This window comes from Caulobacter sp. GW821-FHT09A05, assembly GCF_059418465.1.
This window is the reverse complement of the sequence record NZ_JBWKPX010000012.1, coordinates 45749-69999: the sequence shown is the minus strand read 5'-3', so window position 1 is coordinate 69999 and position 24251 is coordinate 45749. Positions and strand designations below refer to the sequence as shown.

The window sequence follows — 24251 nt, the reverse complement described above, 5'->3', positions numbered from 1 at the left end:
GGCGGCTGCACCGCATCGGCCCGGTCTCCTGGGTCCCGGACAGCCTCTGCGAGGCTTCCGGTATGACAACCTTTTGGGATCATCACGGGCGCCCGCCTCTGCTACCCTCCCCCCATGCGTCGTCCCCTGCCCACCGCGGAAGAAGCCCTCGAGATCCTCAAGCGCCGCCGCACGCGCCCGCAGCGTCGGCCGCCGCCGCCGGCCGGCAAGTCGCTGGCCCCGCTGATCAAGAAGCTGGACGAGAAGTTCGGCCAGGGCCCGGCCGTGCTGCAGGCCCGCTGGCGCGAGATCGTCGGCGAGACCCTGGCGCGCCGCACCGAGCCCGTCCGCGTCATCAAGAGCCGCACCGGCGAGGGCGGCACGCTGGAGCTGCGGGTCGACGGGCCGGTGGCCTCGCTGATCCAGCACCAGGCGCCGCAGATCACCCAGCGGCTGGACCTGCTGCTGGGCAAGGGCGCGGTGACCAGGCTGCGCATCGTCCAGGGCCCGGTGAAGGCCCAGGCCGCGTCCGTCGCAACCGCGCCGCGCCGCAAGCCGCCGCTGGACGCCGCCCAGGAGCGCGACCTGGCCGACAGCCTCGCCGCCCAGCCGGAAGGCGGACTGAAGGAGGCCCTGCTGAAGCTGGGTCGCGGCGTGCTGCGGGATCCGCGCTGAGCAGCGTCTCTAGATTGACAACCGGACGTTCGATAGGCTGATGCGACGCCTTATCCGCGCCCTTTTCACGCGACTAAAGAATCGCGCTTAACTTCACTGTTCACGCCTTCCAGGGAAGATCACATGCGTCCGCTGACCCGCCGGCTCCTGACCGCCGTCGCCCTCACCGCCACTCTGGGCGTCGCGCTCGCCGGCTGCGACAAGAAGGAGTCGGTGTCGGCCGACGACATGTCGCTGGGCAACGCCAACGCCAAGGTCACGGTGGTCGAGTACGCCTCGGCCTCGTGCATCCACTGCGGCCGCTGGAACAACGAGGTCTTCCCGGCCTTCAAGAAGAAGTACATCGACACCGGTCGCGTGCACTACGTCTACCGCGAGTTCCTGACCGAGCCCGTGCAGGTGGCCTCGGCCGCGTTCCTGATGGCGCGCTGCGCGGGCAAGGACAAATATTTCTCGGTGCTGGATTCGGTCTACCACTCGCAGGAAGAGATGTTCACCACCGGCGACTATCGCGGCGTGCTGCTGCGCATCGCCCAGTCGGCCGGCATGGACGAGGCCCAGTTCACCAGCTGCGTCACCGACGAGAAGGCCCTCAAGGCCCTGAACGCGCGCGTCGAGAAGTACCAGGCCGACGCCAAGATCACCGGCACCCCGACCTTCATCATCAACGGCAAGAAGGCCGGCGGCGACGACGGCGGCGAGCAGTCGATGGCCCAGCTGGACGCCGCCATCGTCGCGGCCGAGGCGGCCGCGAAATGATCCTCGACCGGCGCGCCCTGATCGGAACAGGCCTTCCCGTCCTGGGAGCGGCGGCTTCGGGCCTGGTCCTGACCGCCGCGCCGACGATCGCGCGCGCCGCGCCGCTGCCGCCGGCCGAGGGCGACATGGCCCTGGGCTCGCCCAAGGCCAAGGTGCAGGTGGTGGAGTACGCCTCGCTGTCCTGCACCCACTGCGCCCACTGGAACAACGAGGTCTTCCCGGCCTTCAAGGCCGAGTTCATCGACACCGGCAAGGTCCGGTACGTGTTCCGCGAGTTCCTGACCGAGCCCTACCAGTTCGCCGCCGCCGGCTACCTGCTGGCCCGCCGCGTGGGGTCGGCCCGATACTTCCAGGTGATCGACGCGGTCTTCAGGCAGCAGGACGCCATCTTCCAGAGCCAGGACCTGTGGGGCGGCCTGCTGAAGATCGGCAAGAGCTTCGGCCTGACCGAGGAGCAGTTCACCACCGCCCTGCAGGACAAGGCGGGGCTCGACGCCGTCAACGCCCGGGTCGAAAAGGCGGCCGACCGCGACAAGGTCCAGGTGACCCCCACCTTCTTCGTCGACGGCGAGCGCCTGGAGGGCGGTCAGCCGATCGAGACCTTCGCCGCCGCGATCGCCAAGGCGGCGCGAACCAAGCCCGGCAAGGGCTGAGGGGCGGGCGCGCGCCGTGCAATTCCAGCGCCTGCGCCTTTCGGGATTCAAGTCCTTCGTCGAGCCGACCGAGTTCCGGATCGAGCCCGGCCTGACGGGGATCGTCGGCCCCAACGGCTGCGGCAAGTCCAACCTGCTGGAAGCCCTGCGCTGGGTGATGGGCGCCAACTCGGCCAAGGCCATGCGCGCGGGCGGCATGGACGACGTGATCTTCGCCGGCAGCGGCAATCGTCCGGCCCGCAACCACGCCGACGTCACCCTGACGATCGACAACGCCGACCGCACCGCGCCGGCCCAGTTCAATGACGACCCGGTGCTGGAGGTCGTGCGCCGCATCGACCGCGGCGAGGGCTCGACCTACCGCATCAACGGCCGCGAGGTCCGGGCCCGCGACGTCCAGCTGCTGTTCGCCGACGCCTCGACCGGGGCCAACTCGCCGGCCCTGGTCCGCCAGGGGCAGATCAGCGAGCTGATCGGGGCCAAGCCGCAGAACCGCCGCCGCATCCTGGAAGAGGCGGCCGGGGTCTCGGGCCTGCACACCCGCCGCCACGAGGCCGAACTTCGGCTGCGGGCCGCCGAGGCCAATCTCTCGCGGCTGGAGGACGTGGCTCGCGAGCTGGAGACGGCGCTGGGGCGGTTGCGCCGTGAAGCCCGCCAGGCCGAGAAGTACAAGCGGCTGTCGGCCGAGATCCGCGCCGTGCAGGGGGCCGTGCTCTACACCCGCTGGACCGAGGCCCGCGACGCCCTCAACCGCACCCAAGGCGAAACCACCGAGGCCGCCCGCGCCGTCGAGGACACCGCCCGCGCCGCCGCCGCCGCCCAGACCGCGATCCTGGCGGCCGAGACCGCCATGCCGCCCCTGCGCGAGGAAGCCTCGATCGCCCAGGCGGTGCTGGGCCAGCTGGCCATCCAGAAGGACCGGGCCGAGCGCGAGGCCGAGGCGGCCCAGGCCGAGTTCGAGCGGCTGTCGGCCGACCTGACGCGCATCGACGACGACCGGGCCCGCGAGGCGCAAGGCCTGCAGGACGCCGTCCAGGCCCTGGCTCGCGCCGAGGCCGAGCTGGCCGAGCTGCGCGCCCAGATCGCCGCCGCCCCCGCGCGGGGTCCGGAACTGGCCGCCGCCGCCAAGGCCGCCGAGGAAGGCCGGGCCAAGGCCGACAGCGAGGTCGAGCAACTGGCGGCCCGCGTCGCCGCCGAGGACGCCCGGGCCCGCGCCGCCGCCCAGCGCCTGGCCGAGGCCGAAAGCCGCCTGGCCCGCACGGTCCGCGCCCTGGACCAGGCCCGATCCGAGCGCGCCGCCGTCGGCCCCGTGGTCGATCCGGCCGCCGCCGAGGCCCGCCAGCGCTTCGCCAACGCCGAGGCGGGCCTGGCCGCCGCCCGCGCCGCGCTCGAGGAGGCCGAGACCGTGCGGATCAAGGCCGCCGCCGCCGAGGCCCAGGCCCGCGACCTGGCCCGCAAGGTCGAGGACCAGCTGGGCCGCCTGCGCACCGAGGCCCGCGGCCTGGCCCAGCTGACCGCCCCGCGCGCCAAGAGCGGCTTCTCGCCCGCCCTGGACGCGGTGACCCCCGAGAAGGGCTATGGCGCGGCCCTGGCCGCCGCCCTCGGCGACGACCTGGAGGCGGCGCTCGATCCGCGCGCGCCCTCGTTCTGGGCCGGCGCCGACGCCGAGCCCGTGACTTGGCCCGACGGCGCCCGGCCGCTGGCCCCGCTGATCAAGGCCCCGCCGGAGCTGGCCGCCCGCCTGTCGCACGTGGCCGTGGTCGAGCGGGCCGACGGCGACCGCCTGGCCAAGGGCCTGCCCGTGGGCGCGCGGCTGGTCTCCAGGGAAGGCGACCTGTGGCGCTGGGACGGCTTTGTCGCCCGCGCCGACGCGCCCAAACCCGCCGCCGTCCGGCTGGAGCAGCGCACCCGCCTGGCCGAGGTCGAGGCCGAGATCGACCAGGTCGCCCCGCGCGCCGAAGCTGCGACCGCCGCCCTGAAGACGGCCGCCGACGCCCTGCGGATCGCCGAAGAGACCCTTCGCGACAAACGTCGCGGTCCGCCCGACGCCGAGCGCCTGCTGACCGGGACTCGCGAGCAGGTCGCCCGCTACGAGCGCGAGGCGGCCCAGCGCGAGGCCCGCGCCCAGTCGCTGGACGACACCATCGCCCGCTTCGAGACCGAACGGGCCGAGGCCGACACGGCCCTGGCCGCCGTCCGGGCCGAGAGCGCCGGGGTCGAGAGCGCCGAGGACCTGGCCCCGCGCCTGGCCGCCGCCCGCCAGGCCGCGACCGCCGCCCGCGAAGCCGCCGCCGCCACCCGCTCGGCCCTGGATCAGGAGACCCGGGAAACCGCCGGCCGCGCCCGCCGGCTGGAGAGCCTGGAGCGCGATCAGGCCGACTGGGCCAAGCGCCGCGAGGCCTCGGCCCGGCGGGAGACCAGCCTGGAGGCCGACCGGGTCAAGGCCGCCGCCGCCCTGGAGGCCGCCCGCGAGGCGCCGACCGTGCTGGCCGGGAAGCTGGTGGTCATCGTCGAGCAGTTCGCCGCCGCCGAAGACCGCCGGGCCAAGGCCTCGGACGCCCTGGAGGCCGCCGAGACCGCCCGCCTCAACGCCGACCGCGCGGCCCGCGCCGCCGAGCAGGCCGCCTCGGAGGCCCGCGAGAAGCGCGCCGGCCTGGTGGCCACCCTGGACGCCGCCCGCGACCGCTTCGCCGAGGTGGCCACGGCCATTCGCGAGCAGGCTCGGATGGAGCCGGAGGAGCTGGGCCGCCACGTGGCGGGCGAGGCCGTCGCCGTGCCCAAGGACGCCGCCGGGGTCGAGGCCCACCTGTTCGCGCTGGAGCGCGAGCGCGACGCCATCGGTCCGGTCAACCTCCGCGCCGAGGAGGAGGCCAACGAATATGCCGCCCGCCTGGAGACCATGCGCACCGAACGGGCCGACCTGTCGGGCGCGGTGGGCAAGCTGCGGGCCGGCATCGAGGAGCTGAACGCCGAGGGGCGCGAACGCCTGCTGGCGGCGTTCGACGTGATCAACGCCAACTTCCAGACCCTCTTCCAGGCCCTGTTCGGCGGCGGTCAGGCCGAGCTGAAACTGATCGAGAGCGACGATCCGCTGGAAGCCGGGCTGGAGATCTTCGCCTGCCCGCCCGGCAAGCGCATGGCGTCCATGAGCCTGATGAGCGGCGGCGAACAGGCCCTGACCGCCAGCGCCCTGATCTTCGGCGTCTTCCTGGCCAACCCGGCCCCGATCTGCGTGCTGGACGAGGTCGACGCGCCGCTGGATGACGCCAATGTCGACCGCTACTGCAACATGCTGGACGAGATGCGCCGGCGCACCCGCACGCGCTTCATCGCCATCACCCACAACCCGGTGACCATGAGCCGGATGGACCGCCTGTTCGGCGTGACCATGGCCGAGCGGGGCGTGAGCCAGCTGGTCAGCGTGGACCTGTCGACGGCCGAGCAACTGGTGGCGGCGCAGTAGGGGAGACCCCCTCAGTCGGCTTCGCCGACAGCTCCCCCAGAGGGGGAGCATCCGCACAACGTAGCTCCTCCCCCTCTGGGCAGGGGTATCGCATATGGAAAAACGGCCATCTCGGTGCGCAGTGGAGCCGACTCGAAAGTCAGTATTCGCGCGCGATCCGAAGCTTTCCTTGGGTCGATCCAGGTGGCGCCAAAGCCGGTCCGAACCCTGATTTGGGCCGGAATTTCCATATGCGATACCCCTGCCCCTCTGGGGGAGGTGGCCCGAAGGGCCGGAGGGGGCCGCCGAGCTAGCCGCCGAAAAGCCCCACGACCGCATGCCTTAGCGGATTGGCCGGATCCGACAGCAGCTTCACCGCCATGGCGCACGACATCACCACCAGCAGCGGCCGGATCAGCCGGGCCCCGAACCGCATGGCCAGCCGGGACCCGACCTGCGCCCCGAGGAACGCGCCGGCGGCCATGGCCAGGCCGATCGGCCAGATCACCGCGCCCTTCAGGATGAACAGCGACAGGCTGCCCAGGTTCGAGGCCGCGTTGGCCAGCTTGGTGTGGGCCGTGGCCTTCAGCGCGCCGTAGCCCAGCAGGGTGACGATGGCCACCATGTAGAAGGCCCCCGCCCCGGGCCCGAAGATGCCGTCATAGAAACCGATCAGCGGCGCCGCGGTGAAGGCGAACACCGGCAGGGTCAGGCGGGGATGGACGTCCTCGCCCTTCAGCCCTTTCGAGAAGCCGAAATAGAGGGCGATGACGATCAGCAGGATCGGCACCAGGGCCGCCAGGACGCGCGGCGACAACAGGCTGGCGCACAGGGCGCCGCAGAGGCCGGCGACCGCGGCCGTCCCGGCGACCGGCAGGGCGGTCTTCCAGTCGATCAGGCCGCGCCGGGCGAAGGCGCTGGTGGAGGAGATGGCGCTGACCGCGCCCTGCAGCTTGTTGGTGCCCAGGGCCGCGACAGGGTTCATGCCGGTCAGCAGCAGGGCCGGGACGGTCAGCAAGCCGCCGCCGCCGGCGATCGCATCGAACGCCCCGGCGACCATGGCCACGGCGAACATGGTGGTCAGCAGGGCGAAATCGACGTGCATTCAGCTCAAGCCTTCGCGGGGTCCGCCCACAAGACGGGGCCGGGACCACGCGATGCAGCGAACGGTGGTGGGATTACTTCTGGCGCGCCTTGCGGGCGGCGTACTTGGCGTCGCGGGCGGCCTTCTGCTCGGCGGCGGTCAGGGCCTTGCGCTCCTTGCGCTGGGCGCGCTTCTCGGCGAGGGCGGCCTCTTCCTTGGCCAGGGCTTCCTGGCGGGCGGCTTCCTTGATCGCGGCGCGCTCGGCGCGGACCCGTTCCAGCTCGGCTTCGCGCTCGGCGTGGCGCTGCTCGAAATTGGGGTCCTGGACGGTCGGCTTCACCTTCATCTTGGCCAGCATGGCCTTCTTGGCTTCGGCGGCGGCGGTGATGCGATCGGCGAAGCCGGTGTTCTTCAGGTGCGACATGAATCTTCTGGTTGGTGGAAAGTGCGCTCCTAAGACCCCAAAACGCCCGGAAATGCAATGGATCATCCCCGGCGCGAATGGTCGCGCCGGGGAAATCGCGACCGTTACTTCTCGATTCGGTAGACGGTGTAGCTGTGCGGCGCGACGGCCGCGGCGAACTCGGTCCGGACCGGCACGCCCTGGCGGCGCCAGGCGTCGGCCTTGCCGTCGGGAGCCCTGGCCTCGACCAGCTTGCCGCTCGTCAGGTCGCGCAGCTTCACGCCCGCGCCCAGCAGCGACAGGTTGACGTCCGTGTCGTCGTCGCGGAACGACTGCACCACGAAGGTCCCGTTGTCGTAGGCGAACAGGCTGACCCGGTCCGGGCCGTCCAGCCGCACCGGGAAGTCGCGCTGCAGGTAGCGCTTGATCTCGGTCGTCACCCCCTGGGGCAGGTTGTAGAGGTCGCCCGGGTTCTCCGGCATGGTGATCACATAGAGCACCCCGCCGCCGTAGCGGTTCATCAGCAGGATCGGGAAGCCCTTGGCGTTGGCCACGCCGCGGATGATTCCCCAGCTGTCGTTGGTGTAGAAGGCCAGCTCCGGGAACAGCACCGGCGGGTTGTCGCGCCTGGGATCGTTGAGGCTCTCGCCATTGCCCGCGCCATAGCCGTTGAGGAAGTCGCGCAGCGCCACCTTGCGACCGGTGTCGCGCACCTCGAGGATGTCCTCGATCCCCTTGCCCTGCAGGGCGCCGAGCAGGCCCGAGGTGATGAACACCGTCTTGCCGGCCAGCAGGTTGCCCTTGATCTCCTCGACGATCTTCGGGTCCTTGGCCGCCGCCTGCGTCAGCAGGGCGACGTCCGCGCCCTTGGGGAAGCTGGGCGACAGCTCGATCGGAATGCCGATATTGCCCAGGTAGTTGTGCAGGAAGTCCTCGCCTGACGACTGGTAGGGTTTATACGAAGCGACGCCGATCGGGTTGCCCAGCAGGCCCAGGTCCTTGTCGATCTTTTCCAGCGACCAGCCCGCCGCCCGCCCCCAGCCGGGACCCGGATCATTGGGCTGGCCCGAGGGCCTGTAGCTGGCGACCATGGCCTTCCAGTCGAAGCTGGTGGCCTTGTCCTTCCACGGGCGCTGGCCCGGCTCGACGGCCCTGGCCTCGTTCATCGGCCGCCAGTTGAACAGGGTGATCTCCGGCGCCTTGGCCAGCAGGGTGTCCCACAGTTGCTCGGCGTAGCGGTCGACATAGAGGGTCGAGAAGGTGTCGACCCAGCCGCCGCCATTGCCCTTCTTGCCGTCCGAGCCGACGGGCCGGATGTTGTCGTAGTAGCGGACGATCGAATAGCTCTCGTACTGCTGCAGCAACTGGTCGGTGACCACCGGATCGCGGGTCTCGGTGCCGGTATAGATGCCGTCGAACATCTGCGACTGCTTTTCCAGGTCGTAGCCCGTGCCCTGGAAGTGCTCGTACCAGTTGGGGTACTTGATGATCATCCGGACCTTGGGATTGACCGCCTTGGCCGGGCCGAGCACCAGGTCCTGGCTGACCTTGCGCATGGTCTCCAGCCGGTACTGGCTCCAGGACCGGTCGCCCTTGGCGGCGATGTCGGCCGGACTCTTGGAGGTGTAGAAGAAGAAGTCGTCGAGGATCACCTCGTCGAAGTGCCTGGCCGCCAGGCGCACGGCCTTCTCGCACTCGGCCCGGTCGGCGGGCTTTTCGTAGTCGAAGGTGCCGAACTGGCCGCCCTCGCCGCCGGCCGCCAGGGTGATCCCGCCGGCCACCGTGACGCCGCGTTCCTCGAACCAGCCCTTGACCCGCTCGATCTGCTCGTCGGTGGCGAAGTTCTTGTCGCGATAGACCTCCAAATAGACCTTGTCGAAGTGCAGCTGGCGGCTGGCGCGCTCGAACTCGCGGTCGAAGGTGGCCTTGTCGGCCAGTTCCTTGGCGTTGTTGACGGCGATGTAGATGGCGGCGCGGAAGTTCCTGTAGGCCGGCAGGGGCTGCGGCTTGACGGCCGGGGCGGCCTGGGCGGCGGACGACAGGCCGATGGGCGCCAAGACGGCGCACAGCGCCGCGGCGCCGAGCAGGGTGCGGGTGACGCGGATCATGACTGGTTTCTTCCCTCGATGAACCCGCCGGCGCGTCGAGGCGTCCGATCATGGTTGCGGTACCATAGGGGTGACGCGACAAATGACGCGAGGGAAATCTCGAACGGCCCGGCTTTGCACGGCGAACACCCGCCCCCTCCGCGCCTTTCCGGAGGGAGAAGAGCCGCGCGTATCCGGCGGAACCCGCCGTCGTCGATCACGTAAGGGCGCGCTGATTCCGGCGCACGGTTCGAAAATCTCCAAAAGCCGTTATAAAACGGCCACTTGATGGTGTACCGCCCAACCTTGACGCACCGCAGCGCGCCCTATAGGTTCCGCCGCGATCAAGCCGGCCGGAAAACCGCCTCTTTTGGGGCGGCCGCGGGCGTCATCGGACCTGACCGCTTCCCATGCCCAAGGCCGACGAACCGAACGACAAGGCCTCGCAAAGCCTGGACGCTCGGATCGCCGCTTTCGAGGCGCGAAAGGCGGCGGAAGCGCCGGGACGCGCCGAGCACGAGAAATCGTCCCAGGACGGCTATCGTCTTCTGGCGGATCTGATCGGGGGCGTTCTGGTGGGGCTCGGCTTCGGCTGGCTGCTCGACCGCTACGCCGGCACGGGGCCCTGGGGCATGGTCGGCGGTCTGCTGATCGGCATGGGGTCTTCGATCTACATCGTCGTCCGCAAGGCGACAAAACTGAGCGCGCAGGCGTCGGCCAAGTCCGCCAAGGACGTAACCGACGGAGACACGGGAGGCGGGTCTACCGCCCCCAAGCAGAAGAGAGACTAGGGCCTTGGCCACGCCGATCGACCCGATGCACCAGTTCATGATCCAGAAGATCGTGGAGCTGCCGTCTGTGACTGTCCCGGGCCTGGGCGCGATCGACCTGTCGATCACCAACTCGATCGCCGCCATGCTGCTGGCCGCGACCCTGATCATCGTGTTCTACGCCTTCGCGGGCCGCGGCGCCGTCATTCCCGGCCGCCTGCAGACCACCGGCGAGCTGCTCTATGGATTGGTCGACGGCCTAGCCCAGTCGATCATCGGCCATGAGGGCAAGAAGTATCTGCCCTTCGTCTTCACCCTGTTCATCTTCATCCTGTTCATGAACCTGCAGGGCATGCTGTTCGGCTGGACGGGCAACTTCCTGGGCTTCACCGCCACCTCGCAGTTGGCCGTGACCCTGACCCTGGGCCTGATGGTCATCCTGACGGTGGTCGGCGTCGGCGTCGCCAAGAACGGCTTCAAATTCTTCAAGCTGTTCGCGCCGTCGGGCGTGCCGCTGTGGATCCTGTGGCTGGTGGTGCTGATCGAGATCGTCTCGTTCCTGGTGCGCCCGCTCACCCTGGCTCTTCGTCTGTTCGGCAACATGCTGGGCGGCCACGTGGTGCTGAAGATTTTCGCGACCTTCGTGGCCCTTCTGCTGGCCATGAAGCCGGCCTTCTGGCTGGTCGGCCTGCTGTCGCTGACCTCCGTCGTCGCCCTGACGGCCCTAGAGTTCATGGTGGCCTTCCTTCAGGCCTTCGTGTTCGCGGTGCTCACCTGCGTCTATCTGAACGACGTCGTGCACCTCGACAGCCACTGATCAACCTTTAGTCTTTCAACCAACACACCACTTCCCAAGGAGTTTCAATCATGGACGCTGCTGCAGCTAAGTACATCGGCGCCGGTCTGGCTATGCTCGGCATGGTCGGCGCGGGCATCGGCCTCGGCATCATGTTCGGCAACTACTTCCAAGGGGCCCTGCGCAACCCGACCGCGGCCGCTCAAGAGCGTCCGATGCTGTTCCTGGGCATGGCTCTGACCGAAGCCCTGGGCATCTTCGCCCTGGTCATCGCCTTCCTGATCCTGTTCCTCTAAATCCCTAGCTGAGAGGCGCCTTCGCCCATGGCGACGGAACATCACGGCACGGTCGAGTCGACTGAGGCTCCCAAGCACGAAAGCAGCGGCCTTCCGCAGCTGCAGTTCGAGCATTGGGGCGGTCAGATCGTTTGGCTGCTGCTCATCTTCGCCGTCCTCTTCGCGGTGCTGTCCAAGGCGCTCCTGCCCCGGGTCAGCGGCGCGATCGAGACCCGCGGCGCCAAGATCGCCGGCGACATCGCCGACGCCCGTCGTCTGAAGGACGAAGCCGAGGTGCAGGCCCGCGCGGCCGCCGCCGAGGTGGCCGAGGCTCGCGCCAAGGCCCAGAAGACCGCGGCGGACGCCAAGGCCAAGGCTTCGGCCGAAGCCGCCGAGCGTCAGGCGAAGGAAGAGGCCGTGCTGGCTGAAAAGCTGGCGGCCGCCGAGGCGCGCATCCAGGTCGCCCGCGACGAGGCCATGGGCCACGTCCGCGCGGTGGCCTCGGAGACGGCCGGCGCCATCGTCGAGAAGCTGACGGGCAAGGCGGCCACGGCCGCCGAGCTCAAGGCCTCGCTGGCGTAGGAGAGACGAGATGGAACACGAATCGCTCTTCAATCTCGCCAATCCGGAACTGTGGGTGCTGGTCGCGCTGGTCGCGTTCATCGGCCTGCTGGTCTGGCTGAAGGTCCTGCCGGGCGCCCTGTTCGGCGCGCTCGACGCCCACGCGGCCAAGATCAAGGCTGAACTCGACGAAGCCCAGCAACTGCGGGAAGAGGCCCAGGCCCTGCTCGCCGACGTGAAGGCCCAGCGGGAAGAAGCCGAGCGTCAGGCCGCCGGCATGCTCGAAGCCGCCAAGGCCGACGCCGCGCTGATCGCGTCGGAGGCCAAGGCCCGGCTCGAGGAGCAGATCACGCGCCGCGCCGAAATGGCCGAGCGCAAGATCGCCCAGGCCGAGGCCCAGGCCGCCGCCGACGTCAAGTCGGCCGCTGTCGACCTCGCCGCCCAGGCCGCCGAACAGATCCTGGTCGCCCGCCTTGCGACCGGCGCCTCCGACGGCCTCGTCGACGCGGCGATCAGCCAGGTCGGCGCGAAGCTGCAATAGCGGTTTCGGACACGGTTCAAGACATCAAGGGCGCGCTCCGCGAGGGGCGCGCTCTTTTTGTTTGGCTAACCCTGCCCCTGTGGGGGAGGCGATCGCGCAGCGATCGGTGGGGGGAGGTTTAGGATCGAAGATCGGGGATCAGGCCGCCTGCCGAATGCTCCCCCTCCGTCGGCTTCGCCGACACCTCCCCCATGGGGCAGGGGTATCTAGAGGTTCTAAACCGGCTGCTTCTTCAGCCAGCGCCGCCTGAGGTGCTTGCGGCCGCGCTTCAGCACCCGCCAGGAGGCCTTGCGCAGGAACAGCTTCTCGGACCGCAGCAGTTGCTGCCAGGCCACCAGCATGATCTCGGGCTCGCGACGCATCAGGCGGCGGATCGGGAAGATCAGCTTGGGATGCCGCCGCTGCCAGCGCAGGAAGCGGCGCTTGGCCTGGAACGAGTTGCGCAGCACGATCATCAGGCCCACCACCAGCAGCGGCAGGCCCAGATGGCCCGGCAGCGGCGTCAGGACGACCCCGGCCAACAGCACCAGGACGCCAAAGGCCAGCGCCGCCCAGCGGGCGATGCGACCCGCGGTCTCCCGCAGGACGAGGGCCAGGCGGCGACGGCGGCGATGGAGCCTCGAAGGCAGCCGGGCGAGCCTCTCAGCCGCTGAGTTCACGCGCCCTGCTTGGAGGACTGACGCTTCAGCGAGCGGCGCTTGAACGACTGGCGCCAGCGCTTGGCCACGCGCCAGCGGCGCGGCATGATCAGGCGTTCCATCCGCAGGACCTGCTGCCAGGCCACCGGAAACACTTCCGGCTCGCGGCGCAGCAGGCGGCGCAGCGGGAACAGCAGCTTGGGATGCGCATGCTGGAAGCGGACGAACTGCTTGCGCGCCCGGAACGAGTTGCGCAGCACCAGCATCAGGCCGATCACCGTCAGCGGCAGACCCAGGGGCCCCGGCAACGGCGCGATGACGAACCCCGCGACGATGAACACCAGGCCCAGGGTCACCAGCACGATGCGCGAAATTCGCCCGAGAAGCTCGCGGGCGAGTTCGTCGGCGGCGGAGAAACGCACGGGCGGCATGGCGAGGGCAAGGTTCATGGCAGGAAGAAACGGGTTCCGTGGTCCGTTCGATCCCGGCGATGGCCGGCCTTCTCGGCTCACTGGAACCGATATGAGAACGGGGCGCCCTTCCGTAAAGGCGCCCCGTTGTCGCTTTCGCCGACTGTGACGTCTATTCCGCAGCCAGTGGCGCGGCGGCCACAGGTTTCCACCTCAAACGCGGCTTTCGCGCCGCCTGGGTCTCGTCCAGGCGCTTGAGCGGCGCGTGGTAGGGAGCCCCCTTGAAGCGGTCGACGTCGCCCCCCTTCGCTGCACCGGCCAGGGCCCGCAGCGCGGTGACGAAGCGATCCAGTTCCTGCTTGCTCTCGGTCTCGGTCGGCTCGATCAGCATCGCCCCGTGCACCACCAGCGGGAAATACATGGTCATCGGGTGGAAGCCCTCGTCGATCATCGCCTTGGCGAAGTCGAGCGTGGTCACCCCCGTGCCCTCCAGCCAGGCGTCATCGAACAGGGCCTCGTGCATGCACGGGCCGTTCGGGAAGGCCGGGCTCATCAGGTCGCCGAGGCGGGCCTTGATGTAGTTGGCGTTGAGGACGGCGTCCTCGGCCACCTGCCGCAGGCCGTCGGCCCCGTGGCTGAGCATGTAGGCGTAGGCCCGCACGAACATGCCCATCTGGCCGTGGAAGGCGCTCATCCGGCCGAAAGCCTGGGCGGCGTCGTCCGTGGCCTCCTCGACCAGCTTGAACGTATGCTCGTGGCTCACCACCCACGGGGTCGGGGCGAACGGAGCCAGGGCCGCGCTCAGCACCACCGGACCCGCGCCCGGACCGCCGCCGCCGTGCGGGGTGGAGAAGGTCTTGTGCAGGTTGATGTGCATGGCGTCGACGCCCAGGTCGCCCGGGCGCACCCGGCCGACGATGGCGTTGAAGTTGGCGCCGTCGCAGTAGAAGTACGCGCCCGCCGCGTGGGTCAGGCGGGCGATCTCGACCACGTCGCGCTCGAACAGGCCGCAGGTGTTGGGATTGGTGACCATGATGGCGGCCACGTGGTCGCCCAGCTTGGATTCCAGGTCCGCCAGGTCGACCCGGCCGTCGTCGGTCTGGGCGATCTCGACGACCGTATAGCCGCAGAAGGCCGCCGTGGCCGGATTGGTGCCGTGGGCGCTGGTCGGGGCCAGGACGGTCTTGCGATGGCCGTTCCCGGCCGCCTCGTGGGCGGCGCGGATGGCCAGCAGGCCGCACAGCTCGCCGTGGGCGCCGGCCTTCGGCGACAGGGCCACGGCGGGCATGCCGGTCAAGGTCTTCAGCCAGTGGGCCAGGCGGTCCATCAGCTCGATCGCGCCCTGCACCGTCGACTGCGGCTGCAGCGGATGGATGTCGGAGAAGCCCGGCAGGCGGGCCATCTTCTCGTTCAGGCGCGGGTTGTGCTTCATCGTGCACGAGCCCAGCGGATAGAGGGCCAGGTCGATGGCGTGGTTCTTCTGCGACAGGCGCACATAGTGGCGCACGGCCTCGGGCTCGGACAGGCCCGGCAGGCCGATCGGCGCGACGCGAACCAGGTCGCCCAGGTCGGAGCCAAGCTCCTGGGGCGTCGGAGCGTCGGGCAGGTCGACGCCGGTCTTGTCCCAGGCGTTCAGCTCGAAGATCAGCGCCTCGTCCTGCAGCAGGCCGCGGGCCCCGGTCAGGGTCGGGTGGACATAGTCGTTGAGGTCGGCTTCGGGACGGGTCGGCCGTCCGACGGTGTTCATGCTCATTGGTCCAGCACCTTGGTCAGGGCCTTGGAGAAGAAGGTGATGTCGCTGTCCGGCGTCGTCTCGGTGGCGGCCACCAGCAGGACGTCGTCGAGGCCGGCGGTCGGGTCGAGGCGCGAGAACGGCACGCCGGCGATGACGCCGTTGGCGGCCAGGGTCTCGACCAGTTCGGCGGCGTTGGCCGGGACCTTGATCGCGAACTCGTTGAAGAAGCGCGGGGTCAGCACCTCGACGCCCGGCACGGCGGCCAGGGCGTCGCGCAGCTTCACGGCCTTCTGGTGGTTGACCAGGGCCAGCCGCCGCAGGCCCTTCTCGCCCAGCAGGCTCATGTGGATGCTGAACGCCAGGGCGCACAGGCCGCTGTTGGTGCAGATGTTCGAGGTCGCCTTGTCGCGGCGGATGTGCTGCTCGCGGGTCGACAGGGTCAGGACGAAGCCGCGGCGGCCGTCGGCGTCGACGGTCTCGCCGCACAGCCGGCCCGGGGCCTGGCGGACGTATTTTTCCTTGCAGGCGAACAGGCCGACATAGGGGCCGCCGAAGTTCAGGCCGTTGCCGATCGACTGGCCCTCGGCCACCACGATGTCGGCGCCCATCTCGCCGGGCGACTTGAGCAGGCCATACGAGACGGCCTCGGTGGTGACCACGATCAGCAGGGCCCCGGCCGCCTGGGCGGCGGCGGCGATCTTGCTGACGTCGGTGGCCGTGCCGAACACGTTGGGAGTCTGGACGACGACGCAGGCGGTGTCGGCGTCGATGGCGGCGATCACCGCGTCCTCGGCGTCGATGGCCGGCGCCAGGCGATCGGTGGCCACGCCGGCCGCATGGGCCAGGGTCTCCACCGTGCCGACATAGTGCGGATGCACGCCGCCCGACAGCACCGCCTTGTTCCGGCGGGTGATCCGCGCGGCCATCATCACCGCCTCGGCGGCGGCGGTGGAGCCGTCATAGAGCGAGGCGTTGGCCACCTCCATGCCGGTCAGGGCCGCGACCTGCGTCTGGAACTCGAACAGCACCTGCAGCGTGCCCTGGGCGATCTCGGGCTGGTAGGGCGTGTAGCTGGTCAGGAACTCCGACCGCTGGATGATGTGGTCGACGCTGGCGGGCACATGGTGGCGATAGGCCCCAGCCCCCACGAAGAACGGACCTTCCGAGGCCGAACGGTTGCGGCGCGACAGGCCCAGCATCTCGCGCTCGACCTCCAGCTCGCCGGCGTGGAACGGCAGGTCGACCGGACCGGCGCGACGGGCGACGGCGGGCACGTCGACGAACAGCTCGTCGATCGACTCCGCGCCGATGACGCCGAGCATGTCGGCGCGATCTTCGGGGGTAAGGGGGAGGTAGCGCATGAGATCACCTGGGGCTGTCATCCCGGCCGTAGCGGAGCGAAGAGCCGGGACCGCCGGAAGCGCGTGCGCTCTGGGTCGGTCCCGGATCGGCGCGCTGCGCGCTTGTCCGGGATGACAAGGAAATTAGAGGGTCGAGAGGAACGCTTCGTACGCGTCGCGATCCATCAGGACGTCGAGCTCGGCCGGATTGCTCAGCTTGATCCTGGCGAACCAGCCGCCGGTTTCCGGCAGGGCGTTGACGGTCTCGGGGCTGTCGGAAAGCTCGCCATTGGCCTCGACCACCTCGCCCGACACCGGGGCGTAGACGTCCGACGCGGCCTTGACGCTCTCGACCACGGCCAGGGCCTCGCCCTGCTTGACGGTCTTGCCGACGTCAGGCGTCTCGACGAACACCACGTCGCCCAGCTGCTCGGCGGCGTAGGCGGTGATGCCGACCGTGGCGATGTCGCCGGCGACTTCGACCCACTCGTGGTCCTTGGTGAACTTCATGGTCTGGCCCTTTGGTCTGAGTGCTAGATCTTGCGCACGTAGCGGGTGGGAACGAACGGCGAGGTCACGACCTCGGCCCTCTGCGGCTTGCCGCGGACGATGACGTTCAGGGTCGAACCGACCACCGCCAGGGCGGGCGGAACGAAGCCGATGGCGATGGCGCCGCCGAAACTGGGACCAAAGCCGCCGCTGGTGACCCTGCCGACGACGTTTCCAGCCGCGTCGGCGATCTCCGCGCCTTCGCGGGCCGGCGCGCCTTCCAGCACCTTCAGATTGACGCGCACGCGCGCGAGGTCGCCGGCCAGTTCCTTGAGGATCCGTTCGGCGCCTGGGAAGTCGCCGGCCTCGCGGCGGCTCTTGCCGACGGCGAACGGCATGCCGGCCTCGATCGGCGAGACGGTCTCGTCCATGTCATGGCCGTACAGCGGCAGGCCGGCCTCCAGCCGCAGGCTGTCGCGGGCGCCCAGGCCGATGGCCTTCACGCGCTCGTCTTCCAGCAGGGTGTTCCAGATGCGGGCGGCTTCGGCGGCCGGCACGGAAATCTCGTAGCCGTCCTCGCCGGTATAGCCCGAGCGGGAAATGATGGCGTCGGTCCCGAAGGCGGTCACGGCGGCGGTGTCCATGAACACCATGGTCGCCGCTTGCGGGACGTGGGCGGCCATGACGGCGGCGGCCTCGGGGCCTTGCAGGGCCAGCAGGGCGCGGTCTTCCAGGCGCTCGACGGTCGCCTCGCCCTCCAGGGCCTCGGCGATGATCCTGTAGTCGTTGTCCTTGCAGGCCCCGTTGACGACGATGAACAGGCCGTCATCGTCGGGACGGGCGGTCATCAGGTCGTCGATCACCCCGCCCTGGTCGTTCAGCAGCACCGCGTAGCGCTGCTTGCCGGGCTTGAGGCCCTGGTAATCGGCCGAGACCAGCTTCTCGAAGCTCTTGGCGGGGTTCTCACCGCGCAGCCGGGCCTGGCCCATGTGCGAGACGTCGAACAGGCCCGCGTGCTCGCGGGTCCACAGGTGCTCCTTCAGCACCCCGTCCTTGTACTGCACCGGCATGGAATAGCCCGCGAACGGGACCATCCGCGCGCCGGCCGCGACGTGCGCGTCGTACAGCGGGGTCTTCTTGAGGTCTTGCTCGGACACGCTTTGGCTGGACAATGGGGGCTCCAATCGGGGTCGGCGACGCCGCCCGGCTTTCGCCAGGTGGTCTCGCCCCCGCTGTCCCTTTGACCTGAGAGATTCCGGCCTTGTGAAGAGGCCTTGCTCCTTCGGCGGGCAGTGCTTTCACACTGCCTCTTTCCAGCGTTCCTAAACCCGCGCGGTCCTTTTGCCTGAGCGTTTCCGGGGCGGTTGCGCCTTCGGCCTCGGGACAGAATCCCGACGTCTCCCGCGAGGGTCGTGGCGTGTTTGGGCGACGGGGCGACGGGAGTCAACTGGGGAGGCGGAAGGGCTTTGCGATGGATACACTTACAAATTGCAATCCACCACGCGCGTCGCCAAACTTGAGGTCACAATTTGCAACCTCAAAAATCGGGCATGACCAGCGAACGCGCGCCAACCACCAGCTTTGAAGTCGATCAGGCGCCTCCGGTCTTGGAGGTCCGTGGGCTTTCGGTCATCTTGGACGCTGATCTTGCTAGACTTTTCAACGTCGAAACGAGACGCCTAAACCAACAGGTCCGTCGCAACACAACCAAGTTCGACGGCTTCGCCTTCCAGCCGACATCGGCCGAAGTCGCCAACTTGAGATCACAGATTGTGATGTCAAGTTCGCCGCACGGCGGCTCTCGTCATCGCCCCTACGTCTTCACCGAGCACGGTGTCGTTATGGCTGCGACGGTTTTACAGTCCGAGCAGGCCATCGCCGCCTCGCGTTTCATCATCAAGGTATTCGTCGAGGCTCGCCGCAAATCGCTGGTCTCCGACGGCGCCAACCTGCCGTCGCTGATCGACGCGCGCGGGCTGCTGCCGCTGGAGCGCGAAGCCCGCACCGGCCTGATGAGCAAGCTCAACGACGCCCTGGGCCGGGTGCTCGACGCCATCGCCGATCCGGAGACCCAGACCACCGTCCGCGACGAGGCTCACGCCATCGCCGCCGAGGGCCTGCGCAGCATCAAGGACTATCTGAAGCGGGCCGGCGTCCAGAACGAGAAAACCCTGGCCGAGGTCCGAAAGCTGCTGGCCGAAGCCGACGCCCTGGAGGCCGAGACCGCCCAGAAGCGCACCGAGAACCAGCACCGCCAGCTGGCCCTGCTGGCCAAGCAGCTGCGCCTGGTGCTGGTGGCCCAACAGTATCTGGAAACCGGTGGGGTCGAGGGCCTGCTGGCGACGCTCAAGGACCTTGAGCGCCCCTAGCGGCCTACATCCGTTCCGGCGCTTCAATGCCCAGCAGGTTCAGCGCCAGTTCCAGCTGCTTCAGCGTCGTCTCGGCCAGGGCGAGGCGCGAGGCCCGGACCGCTGGCTCGTCGGCGGTCAGGATCGGACAGGCGGCATAGAACCTCGAGAAGGTCTGGGCCAGCTTGTAGGCGTGCTCGGCGACGAAGTTGGGGGCCTTCTTGTCGTAGGCCTCCGACAGGGCGCCCTCGAACGCGTCCAGCAGCAGGGTCAGGTCGCGCTCGGCCGGCTCGCCGACGACGATCGGGCCCGAGGCGACCTTCTGCTCGGCCGCCTTGCGCAGGATGCTCTTGATGCGCACCGACTGGTACAGAAGGTACGGTCCGGTCTTGCCCTCGAAGCTGGTGAAGCGGTCGAGATCGAAGACGTAGGACGTGCCGCGGAAGTTCTGCAGGTCGGCGAACTTCAGGGCCGCGACGCCGACCTTGTGGGCGATGTCCTCGAAGGCCTCGTCGGAGAGCTCGGCGCCGAGGCCGGCTTCGCGCAGGCGCTCGCGGGCCTTTTCACGGGCCATTTCGATCAGGTCGTGCAGCTTCAGCACGCCGCCGGCGCGGGTCTTGAACGGCTTGCCGTCGGCGCCGTTCATGGTGCCGAAGCCGATATGCTCCAGCCCGCCCGGTTCAGCGTAGCCGGCCAGGTACGAGGCGCGGAACACCTGCTCGAAGTGATCGGCCTGGCGCTGATCGACGGCGTAGAGGACCAGGTGCGGGTCGAACGACCGGCGGCGGTCCAGGACCGTGGCTAGGTCGGTCGTGCCGTACATGGCCGAGCCTTCCGACGACACGACCAGCAGCGGGTCGGGGCTCTCGACCTCGACCACCGAACCGTCGGGCAGCTTCTTCTTCTTGGTCTCGCCGGGACGCGCGACACGAACGATCCGGGCGCCCTGGTCGTCGACCAGCAGGCCCTTGTCCTCCAGCTCGCGGACCATCGGGGCGATCAGGTCCTGCACGTCGCTCTCGCCCTTCCAGAGGTCGAAATCGACGCCCAGGGCGTGGAACTCGCGCTCCAGGGCCACGCGGCTGATGTTGACGAAGTGACGCCACAGCAGGCGGTAGCCGAAGCGACCGTTCTGCAGCTCGGCGGTGGCCTTGCGGGCCCGCTCCTTGAACTCGGGATCCTCCTTCTGGCGCGCCGAGGCGGCCGGGTAGAGGCGGTCCAGGTCCTCGAGGCTGACGCGCGAGGCGAACTCGGCCATCACCTGGTCCTCGTCGGCTTGGGAAAAGCCGTTCGGGGCCTCGACCAGGCGCTCGAGCACGGCGCGGATCGCGGCGTCCTCCTCCATGATGGCGCTGATCAGCAGCCCCATCTGGAAGCCCCAGTCGCCGAAATGGGCGTCGCCCACCACCTCGTCGCCGCGGAAGCGGTACAGGCGCTTGACCGACTCGCCGATGATCGAGGCGCGCAGGTGGCCCACATGCATCGGCTTGGCGACGTTCGGCCCGGCATAGTCGACCAGCACCCGGCGCGGATTGGCCAGCGGCTCGGCCCCGGCGCGGGGGTCGGCGGCGATCTCGTTGGCGCGGACCGACAAGGCCTCGCCGGAGACGCGCATGTTGATGAAGCCGGCGCCGGCGATCTCGACGGAGGCCAGGCGCGGATCGGCCTTCAGGATGTCGACGACCTGCACGGCGATCTCGCGCGGATTGCGCTTGGCGCTCTTGGCGGCCGCCAGGGCCCCGTTGCATTGGAAGTCGGCCAGGTCGGGCCGGTCGGACGCGGTGACGCGACCGAAGTCGGGGGACAGTCCGGCGGCCTGGAAGGCGGCCGCGGCCGCCTCGCTCAGGGACCGCTTCAAATCACTCATGGCTTGGGCGTGTTTCCGGGTTGGGCCGTCTGGGCCTGCTGCGTCTGGCCGGCGTTGACGCGGAAGCGCTTGCCGTCGCGGTTGAAGGCGGCCATTTCCGGGGTCACGTCGAAGCCGATCAGGACCTCGAAATTGCTGCCGCTGACCTTCTCGTCGGCCCGCGGGATGGTGATGGTCTTCAGGGTCTCGGTGGCGTAGACGCGATCCTGGCCCTCGCGGAAGGTCACTGGCAGGTCGAAATACTCCTTGGCCAGGACGTCCTTGTTGCGCTCGGTCACCGCGACCCAATAGCGATAGGCCTTCTGGCCGCCCGTCGCCTGCGGGCCGCGGCCCAGTTCGAACAGGATCTGGACCTGCATCTTGATCGGGTCGTTGCTCTTGTACGCGCAGCCCGAGCTCAGGCCCTGGATCTCGCCGGTATAGGCGGTCTGGGCGGCGGACTCCTTGCCGTCCTTGAATTCGACATAGCGGCTGGCGTCGTACAGCACCTTCACATAGGGGCACGGGCCGGCGTTGCGCAGCTGGGCCAGCGGAGCCTTGGGCTGGTTCCACTCGTCGTCGCGCTTCTTCCTCTTGGCGGCCTGGTCGTCATCGCCGCCGCCTTGGTCCTGGCCGCCCCGGCCGCCCATCTGGGCGTGGGCGGTCGCCGCCGTGGCGGCGATCGAAAGGGCCATCAGGGCGCTGAGGGCGACGGAAAGGTTACGGCGCATGAAACGTCCGGTTCGAAATTGGAAAGCTTGAGCGGGAATTCCCACCAGCGTCATGGAGCCTGATAAAGGCATATGCGTGACGTCGCAATGCGCAGCAGATTTCACGGAGTTTCCGTCGGATGCTGGCGCGGACGGCCGGGAACCCTTAGGTTCGGCCCCATGAACGCCCATTCGCCCATCTCCAGCCCCAGCCGGCGCGAACTCCGCGTGGTCCTGGCCAGCCCGCGCGGCTTCTGCGCAGGCGTCGACCGGGCGATCCAGATCGTCGAGCGCACGATCGAGAAGTTCGGCGCGCCGGTCTATGTGCGCCACGAGATCGTCCACAACCGCCACGTCGTCGACCGGCTGAAGGCCCTGGGCGCGGTGTTCATCGAGGAGCTGGACGAGGCCCCGGCCGACCGTCCCGTGGTGTTCTCGGCCCATGGCGTGCCCAAGTCGGTGCCGGCCGAGGCCAGGTCGCGCGAAATGGTCTATCTGGACGCCACCTGCCCGCTGGTCTCCAAGGTCCATGTCGAGGCCCAGAAGCACTATGACGCCGGCCGCGAGATCGTGCTGATCGGCCATGCCGGCCACCCCGAGGTGGTCGGCACCATGGGCCAGCTGCCCGAGGGCACGGTCACCCTGATCGAGGACATCGACGACGCCCGCGCCTGGGTCCCCAGGAACCCGGCCAACGTCGCCTTCCTGACCCAGACCACCCTGTCGGTCGACGACACCGCCGAGATGGTCGAGCTGCTCAAGCAGCGCTTCCCCGGCATCGCCGCCCCGCACAAGGAAGACATCTGCTACGCCACCACCAACCGCCAGGAGGCGGTGAAGATGCTGGCCGGCGTGTCGGATCTGATCCTGGTGGTCGGCTCGAGGAATTCCTCCAACTCGGTGCGGCTGATGGAGGTCGGCAAGCGGGCCGGCGCCAGGGACGCCCGGCTGATCGACGACGCGCGGGGCATCGACTGGTCGTGGTTCGAGGGCGTGACGACGGTCGGCATCACGGCGGGAGCCTCCGCGCCGGAGGACCTAGTCCAGGGCGTGATCGACGCCATCGCCACGCGCTACGACGTCACGGTCGACGAACTGGTCGAGGCTCGCGAGACGGTGACCTTCAAGCTGCCGCGGCTGCTGACGGCCTGAGGCGATCACTTGCGGGAAACGACCGGGAAGGCGAACTTCAGGTTTTCTCGGGCGCGAACGACGAAAAAGCGCGGACGCTCGCTCTTGACCGCCAGCGCCTCGTCCCGCATCCCCGCCCCATGGCCGTCTATACCGACATCACCGACGACGAACTCTCAGCCTTCCTGGGCGACTATGACCTGGGCCGGGCCCTGGCGTTCAAGGGCATCGCCGAGGGGGTGGAGAACTCCAACTTCCTGCTGGAGACCGAAAGCGGTCGCTTCATCCTCACCGTCTACGAGCGACGCGCCAAGCCCGAGGACCTGCCCTATTTCCTCGACCTGCTGACCTGGCTGGCCGATCGCGGCTATCCCAGCGCCAAGCCGATCGCCGACCGCGCGGGGGCCACCCTGAAGACCATCCGCGGCAAGCCCGCCGCCCTGGTCGAGTTCCTGCCCGGCCTGTCGGCCCGTCGCCCGACCGTGGCCCACTGCCGCGAGGCCGGCGAGGGCCTGGCCTGGCTGCACCTGGTCGGCGAGGGCTATCCGGCCCGCCGCGCCAACGACCTGGGCCAGCCGCACTGGGCGCCGCTGTTCGCCAAGCACCGCACGGCGGCCGAGGCCCTCAAACCCGGCCTGTCGGCCACCATAGACAGGGACCTGGCCGAGCTGGCCCTGGCGTGGCCGCGCGGCCTGCCGTCGGGCGTGATCCATGCCGACTACTTTCCCGACAACGTGTTCTTCCGGCCGGACGGCAAGTTCGCCGCGGCCATCGACTTCTACTTCGCCTGCGACGACGCCTACGCCTACGACATCGCCGTGACCCTGAACGCCTGGTGCTTCGAGGCCGACGGCAGCTTCAACATCACCGCCGCCCGGGCGCTGGTCGCCGGCTACGAGCGCCGCCGCCCGCTCAGCCCCGCCGAGCGCGACGCCATTCCGATCCTGGCGCGCGGCGCGGCGATGCGCTTCTTCCTGACCCGCCTGGCCGACTGGGGCGCGACCCCGGCCGGAGCCCTGGTCAAGCCGAAGGACCCGCTGGAGTACGAACGCAAGCTGGCCGTGCACCGCGAGGGCCTCAGCCTGTTCGGGGCCGGCGCGTGACCCCCAGGCTGGTGATCTATACCGACGGCGCCTGCCGCGGGAATCCCGGCCCCGGCGGCTGGGGCGCCCTGCTGATGTACGGCGACAAGAAGAAGGAAATCTGCGGCGGCGAGCTGGCGACCACCAACAACCGCATGGAGCTAATGGCGGCGATCCAGGCCCTGGAGGCCCTGAACAAGCCGACCAAGGCCGAGCTGCACACCGACAGCCAGTACGTGATGAAAGGCGTCACCCAGTGGATCCATGGCTGGAAGGCCAAGGGCTGGAAGACCGCCGACAAGAGCCCCGTCAAGAACGTCGACCTGTGGCAGCGCCTCGACGCCGCCCGGGCCCGCCACGAGGTCGACTGGCGCTGGGTCAAGGGCCACGCCGGACACGTGCATAACGAGCGCGCGGACGAGCTGGCGCGGCTGGGCATGCTGAAGGCCCTGGGCGAGCGCGCTTAGGGAACCGTCGAACGTCGGTCGGAAGAAAAA

General features: G+C 69.3%; 24 protein-coding genes and 1 riboswitch. Of the genes, 13 read left to right on the top strand and 11 right to left on the bottom strand.

Annotated features, from left to right (window positions below; translation table 11 throughout):
* The first annotated feature begins 114 nt into the window (after positions 1-114).
* The 4 genes from AC07NX_RS13380 (at position 115) to AC07NX_RS13365 (ending at position 5529) form a co-directional block, all read left to right on the top strand.
* Positions 115-654, top strand: a complete 540-nt coding sequence (locus tag AC07NX_RS13380) for a DUF721 domain-containing protein (protein ID WP_494642371.1) — start codon at positions 115-117, stop codon at positions 652-654.
* Positions 655-777: 123 nt separating this feature from the next.
* Entirely contained in the window at positions 778-1413 is a 636-nt protein-coding gene (locus tag AC07NX_RS13375; protein WP_494642370.1) for a thioredoxin domain-containing protein, read from the top strand.
* Positions 1410-2066, top strand: coding sequence for a DsbA family protein (locus AC07NX_RS13370; RefSeq protein ID WP_494642368.1), 657 nt, complete (start codon positions 1410-1412; stop codon positions 2064-2066). Before AC07NX_RS13375 ends, AC07NX_RS13370 begins: the two co-directional genes overlap by 4 nt.
* Before the next feature lie 16 nt (positions 2067-2082).
* Positions 2083-5529 carry an AAA family ATPase gene (locus tag AC07NX_RS13365; protein ID WP_494642366.1) on the top strand — a complete coding sequence of 1149 codons (3447 nt, stop codon included), beginning with the start codon at positions 2083-2085 and terminating at the stop codon, positions 5527-5529.
* Positions 5530-5818: 289 nt separating this feature from the next.
* Here the strand turns inward: AC07NX_RS13365 and AC07NX_RS13360 are convergent, their stop codons facing one another.
* From AC07NX_RS13360 to AC07NX_RS13350, 3 genes are all read right to left on the bottom strand, one after another.
* Positions 5819-6613, bottom strand: coding sequence for a TSUP family transporter (locus AC07NX_RS13360; protein ID WP_494642365.1), 795 nt, complete (start codon positions 6611-6613; stop codon positions 5819-5821).
* A 73-nt stretch (positions 6614-6686) separates the two neighbouring features.
* Positions 6687-7016, bottom strand: a complete 330-nt coding sequence (locus AC07NX_RS13355; protein WP_145683372.1) for a DUF6481 family protein — start codon at positions 7014-7016, stop codon at positions 6687-6689.
* A 104-nt stretch (positions 7017-7120) separates the two neighbouring features.
* On the bottom strand, positions 7121-9103 hold the full coding sequence (locus tag AC07NX_RS13350) for a hypothetical protein (RefSeq protein ID WP_494642363.1): 1983 nt from the start codon (positions 9101-9103) through the stop codon (positions 7121-7123).
* A 389-nt stretch (positions 9104-9492) separates the two neighbouring features.
* On the opposite strand from AC07NX_RS13350, the gene AC07NX_RS13345 reads away from it, so the two are divergent.
* Genes AC07NX_RS13345 through AC07NX_RS13325 form a run of 5 tightly spaced genes read left to right on the top strand, consistent with a single transcriptional unit; the run spans position 9493 to position 12025 of the window.
* Entirely contained in the window at positions 9493-9873 is a 381-nt protein-coding gene (locus AC07NX_RS13345) for an AtpZ/AtpI family protein (protein WP_494642362.1), read from the top strand.
* Positions 9874-9898: 25 nt separating this feature from the next.
* On the top strand, positions 9899-10669 hold the full coding sequence (locus AC07NX_RS13340; protein ID WP_494642493.1) for a F0F1 ATP synthase subunit A: 771 nt from the start codon (positions 9899-9901) through the stop codon (positions 10667-10669).
* Positions 10670-10719: 50 nt separating this feature from the next.
* Complete coding sequence (locus tag AC07NX_RS13335) at positions 10720-10944, top strand: F0F1 ATP synthase subunit C (RefSeq protein WP_494642360.1); 225 nt, start codon at positions 10720-10722, stop codon at positions 10942-10944.
* 27 nt (positions 10945-10971) lie between these two features.
* Positions 10972-11505, top strand: a complete 534-nt coding sequence (locus AC07NX_RS13330; protein WP_494642359.1) for a F0F1 ATP synthase subunit B family protein — start codon at positions 10972-10974, stop codon at positions 11503-11505.
* Between the two features lie 10 nt (positions 11506-11515).
* Positions 11516-12025, top strand: a complete 510-nt coding sequence (locus tag AC07NX_RS13325; RefSeq protein ID WP_494642358.1) for a F0F1 ATP synthase subunit B — start codon at positions 11516-11518, stop codon at positions 12023-12025.
* A 215-nt stretch (positions 12026-12240) separates the two neighbouring features.
* On the opposite strand, the gene AC07NX_RS13320 is transcribed toward AC07NX_RS13325, so the two are convergent.
* The 6 genes from AC07NX_RS13320 to gcvT all read right to left on the bottom strand — a co-directional run bounded on the left by AC07NX_RS13320 (position 12241) and on the right by gcvT (position 17809).
* Complete coding sequence (locus AC07NX_RS13320; protein WP_494642357.1) at positions 12241-12684, bottom strand: hypothetical protein; 444 nt, start codon at positions 12682-12684, stop codon at positions 12241-12243.
* A complete protein-coding gene (locus AC07NX_RS13315; protein WP_494642355.1) occupies positions 12681-13112 on the bottom strand; it encodes a hypothetical protein in 432 nt (143 codons plus the stop codon). Before AC07NX_RS13315 ends, AC07NX_RS13320 begins: the two co-directional genes overlap by 4 nt.
* Before the next feature lie 133 nt (positions 13113-13245).
* A complete protein-coding gene (gcvPB, locus tag AC07NX_RS13310; protein WP_494642354.1) occupies positions 13246-14826 on the bottom strand; it encodes an aminomethyl-transferring glycine dehydrogenase subunit GcvPB in 1581 nt (526 codons plus the stop codon).
* Positions 14823-16169: an aminomethyl-transferring glycine dehydrogenase subunit GcvPA gene (gene gcvPA, locus AC07NX_RS13305; RefSeq protein ID WP_494642353.1), complete on the bottom strand. Its 1347-nt coding sequence runs from the start codon at positions 16167-16169 to the stop codon at positions 14823-14825. Before gcvPA ends, gcvPB begins: the two co-directional genes overlap by 4 nt.
* A gap of 123 nt (positions 16170-16292) precedes the next feature.
* Positions 16293-16658 (bottom strand): glycine cleavage system protein GcvH, encoded by a 366-nt coding sequence (gene gcvH / locus AC07NX_RS13300; RefSeq protein ID WP_494642351.1) that lies wholly within the window; start codon positions 16656-16658, stop codon positions 16293-16295.
* 23 nt (positions 16659-16681) lie between these two features.
* Positions 16682-17809, bottom strand: a complete 1128-nt coding sequence (gene gcvT / locus AC07NX_RS13295) for a glycine cleavage system aminomethyltransferase GcvT (protein WP_494642350.1) — start codon at positions 17807-17809, stop codon at positions 16682-16684.
* Between the two features lie 151 nt (positions 17810-17960).
* Positions 17961-18051: riboswitch (glycine riboswitch) on the bottom strand.
* Between the two features lie 136 nt (positions 18052-18187).
* Here gcvT and AC07NX_RS13290 point away from each other — a divergent pair.
* Positions 18188-19006, top strand: coding sequence for an ORF6N domain-containing protein (locus tag AC07NX_RS13290; protein WP_494642349.1), 819 nt, complete (start codon positions 18188-18190; stop codon positions 19004-19006).
* Positions 19007-19010: 4 nt separating this feature from the next.
* Here AC07NX_RS13290 and AC07NX_RS13285 read toward each other — a convergent pair whose 3' ends face one another.
* Positions 19011-20852, bottom strand: a complete 1842-nt coding sequence (locus AC07NX_RS13285) for an arginine--tRNA ligase (RefSeq protein WP_494642347.1) — start codon at positions 20850-20852, stop codon at positions 19011-19013.
* Positions 20849-21562 (bottom strand): Tat pathway signal sequence domain protein, encoded by a 714-nt coding sequence (locus AC07NX_RS13280; RefSeq protein WP_494642346.1) that lies wholly within the window; start codon positions 21560-21562, stop codon positions 20849-20851. Before AC07NX_RS13280 ends, AC07NX_RS13285 begins: the two co-directional genes overlap by 4 nt.
* Before the next feature lie 159 nt (positions 21563-21721).
* Here AC07NX_RS13280 and ispH point away from each other — a divergent pair, with 159 nt between their 5' ends.
* The 3 genes from ispH (at position 21722) to rnhA (ending at position 24221) form a co-directional block, all read left to right on the top strand.
* Positions 21722-22693 carry a 4-hydroxy-3-methylbut-2-enyl diphosphate reductase gene (gene ispH, locus AC07NX_RS13275; protein ID WP_494642345.1) on the top strand — a complete coding sequence of 324 codons (972 nt, stop codon included), beginning with the start codon at positions 21722-21724 and terminating at the stop codon, positions 22691-22693.
* A 119-nt stretch (positions 22694-22812) separates the two neighbouring features.
* The gene (thrB, locus tag AC07NX_RS13270; protein ID WP_494642344.1) at positions 22813-23775 is read left to right on the top strand and encodes a homoserine kinase; all 963 of its coding nucleotides are present in this window, start codon (positions 22813-22815) and stop codon (positions 23773-23775) included.
* Entirely contained in the window at positions 23772-24221 is a 450-nt protein-coding gene (gene rnhA, locus AC07NX_RS13265; protein ID WP_494642342.1) for a ribonuclease HI, read from the top strand. Before thrB ends, rnhA begins: the two co-directional genes overlap by 4 nt.
* Positions 24222-24251 lie beyond the last annotated feature (30 nt).

What these genes read in the sequence shown, in the direction of transcription:
- gcvH (WP_494642351.1), bottom strand. Translation starts at nt 16,658, where the DNA reads ATGAAGTTCACCAAGGACCACGAGTGGGTCGAAGTCGCCGGCGACATC.
- AC07NX_RS13355 (WP_145683372.1), bottom strand. Translation starts at nt 7,016, where the DNA reads ATGTCGCACCTGAAGAACACCGGCTTCGCCGATCGCATCACCGCCGCC.
- AC07NX_RS13280 (WP_494642346.1), bottom strand. Translation starts at nt 21,562, where the DNA reads ATGCGCCGTAACCTTTCCGTCGCCCTCAGCGCCCTGATGGCCCTTTCG.
- AC07NX_RS13345 (WP_494642362.1), top strand. Translation starts at nt 9,493, where the DNA reads ATGCCCAAGGCCGACGAACCGAACGACAAGGCCTCGCAAAGCCTGGAC.
- AC07NX_RS13325 (WP_494642358.1), top strand. Translation starts at nt 11,516, where the DNA reads ATGGAACACGAATCGCTCTTCAATCTCGCCAATCCGGAACTGTGGGTG.
- AC07NX_RS13315 (WP_494642355.1), bottom strand. Translation starts at nt 13,112, where the DNA reads ATGAACCTTGCCCTCGCCATGCCGCCCGTGCGTTTCTCCGCCGCCGAC.
- AC07NX_RS13350 (WP_494642363.1), bottom strand. Translation starts at nt 9,103, where the DNA reads ATGATCCGCGTCACCCGCACCCTGCTCGGCGCCGCGGCGCTGTGCGCC.
- AC07NX_RS13360 (WP_494642365.1), bottom strand. Translation starts at nt 6,613, where the DNA reads ATGCACGTCGATTTCGCCCTGCTGACCACCATGTTCGCCGTGGCCATG.
- AC07NX_RS13335 (WP_494642360.1), top strand. Translation starts at nt 10,720, where the DNA reads ATGGACGCTGCTGCAGCTAAGTACATCGGCGCCGGTCTGGCTATGCTC.
- AC07NX_RS13380 (WP_494642371.1), top strand. Translation starts at nt 115, where the DNA reads ATGCGTCGTCCCCTGCCCACCGCGGAAGAAGCCCTCGAGATCCTCAAG.
- ispH (WP_494642345.1), top strand. Translation starts at nt 21,722, where the DNA reads ATGAACGCCCATTCGCCCATCTCCAGCCCCAGCCGGCGCGAACTCCGC.
- AC07NX_RS13330 (WP_494642359.1), top strand. Translation starts at nt 10,972, where the DNA reads ATGGCGACGGAACATCACGGCACGGTCGAGTCGACTGAGGCTCCCAAG.
- thrB (WP_494642344.1), top strand. Translation starts at nt 22,813, where the DNA reads ATGGCCGTCTATACCGACATCACCGACGACGAACTCTCAGCCTTCCTG.
- AC07NX_RS13340 (WP_494642493.1), top strand. Translation starts at nt 9,899, where the DNA reads ATGCACCAGTTCATGATCCAGAAGATCGTGGAGCTGCCGTCTGTGACT.
- AC07NX_RS13285 (WP_494642347.1), bottom strand. Translation starts at nt 20,852, where the DNA reads ATGAGTGATTTGAAGCGGTCCCTGAGCGAGGCGGCCGCGGCCGCCTTC.
- gcvPB (WP_494642354.1), bottom strand. Translation starts at nt 14,826, where the DNA reads ATGAGCATGAACACCGTCGGACGGCCGACCCGTCCCGAAGCCGACCTC.
- gcvPA (WP_494642353.1), bottom strand. Translation starts at nt 16,169, where the DNA reads ATGCGCTACCTCCCCCTTACCCCCGAAGATCGCGCCGACATGCTCGGC.
- AC07NX_RS13370 (WP_494642368.1), top strand. Translation starts at nt 1,410, where the DNA reads ATGATCCTCGACCGGCGCGCCCTGATCGGAACAGGCCTTCCCGTCCTG.
- AC07NX_RS13290 (WP_494642349.1), top strand. Translation starts at nt 18,188, where the DNA reads ATGACCAGCGAACGCGCGCCAACCACCAGCTTTGAAGTCGATCAGGCG.
- AC07NX_RS13375 (WP_494642370.1), top strand. Translation starts at nt 778, where the DNA reads ATGCGTCCGCTGACCCGCCGGCTCCTGACCGCCGTCGCCCTCACCGCC.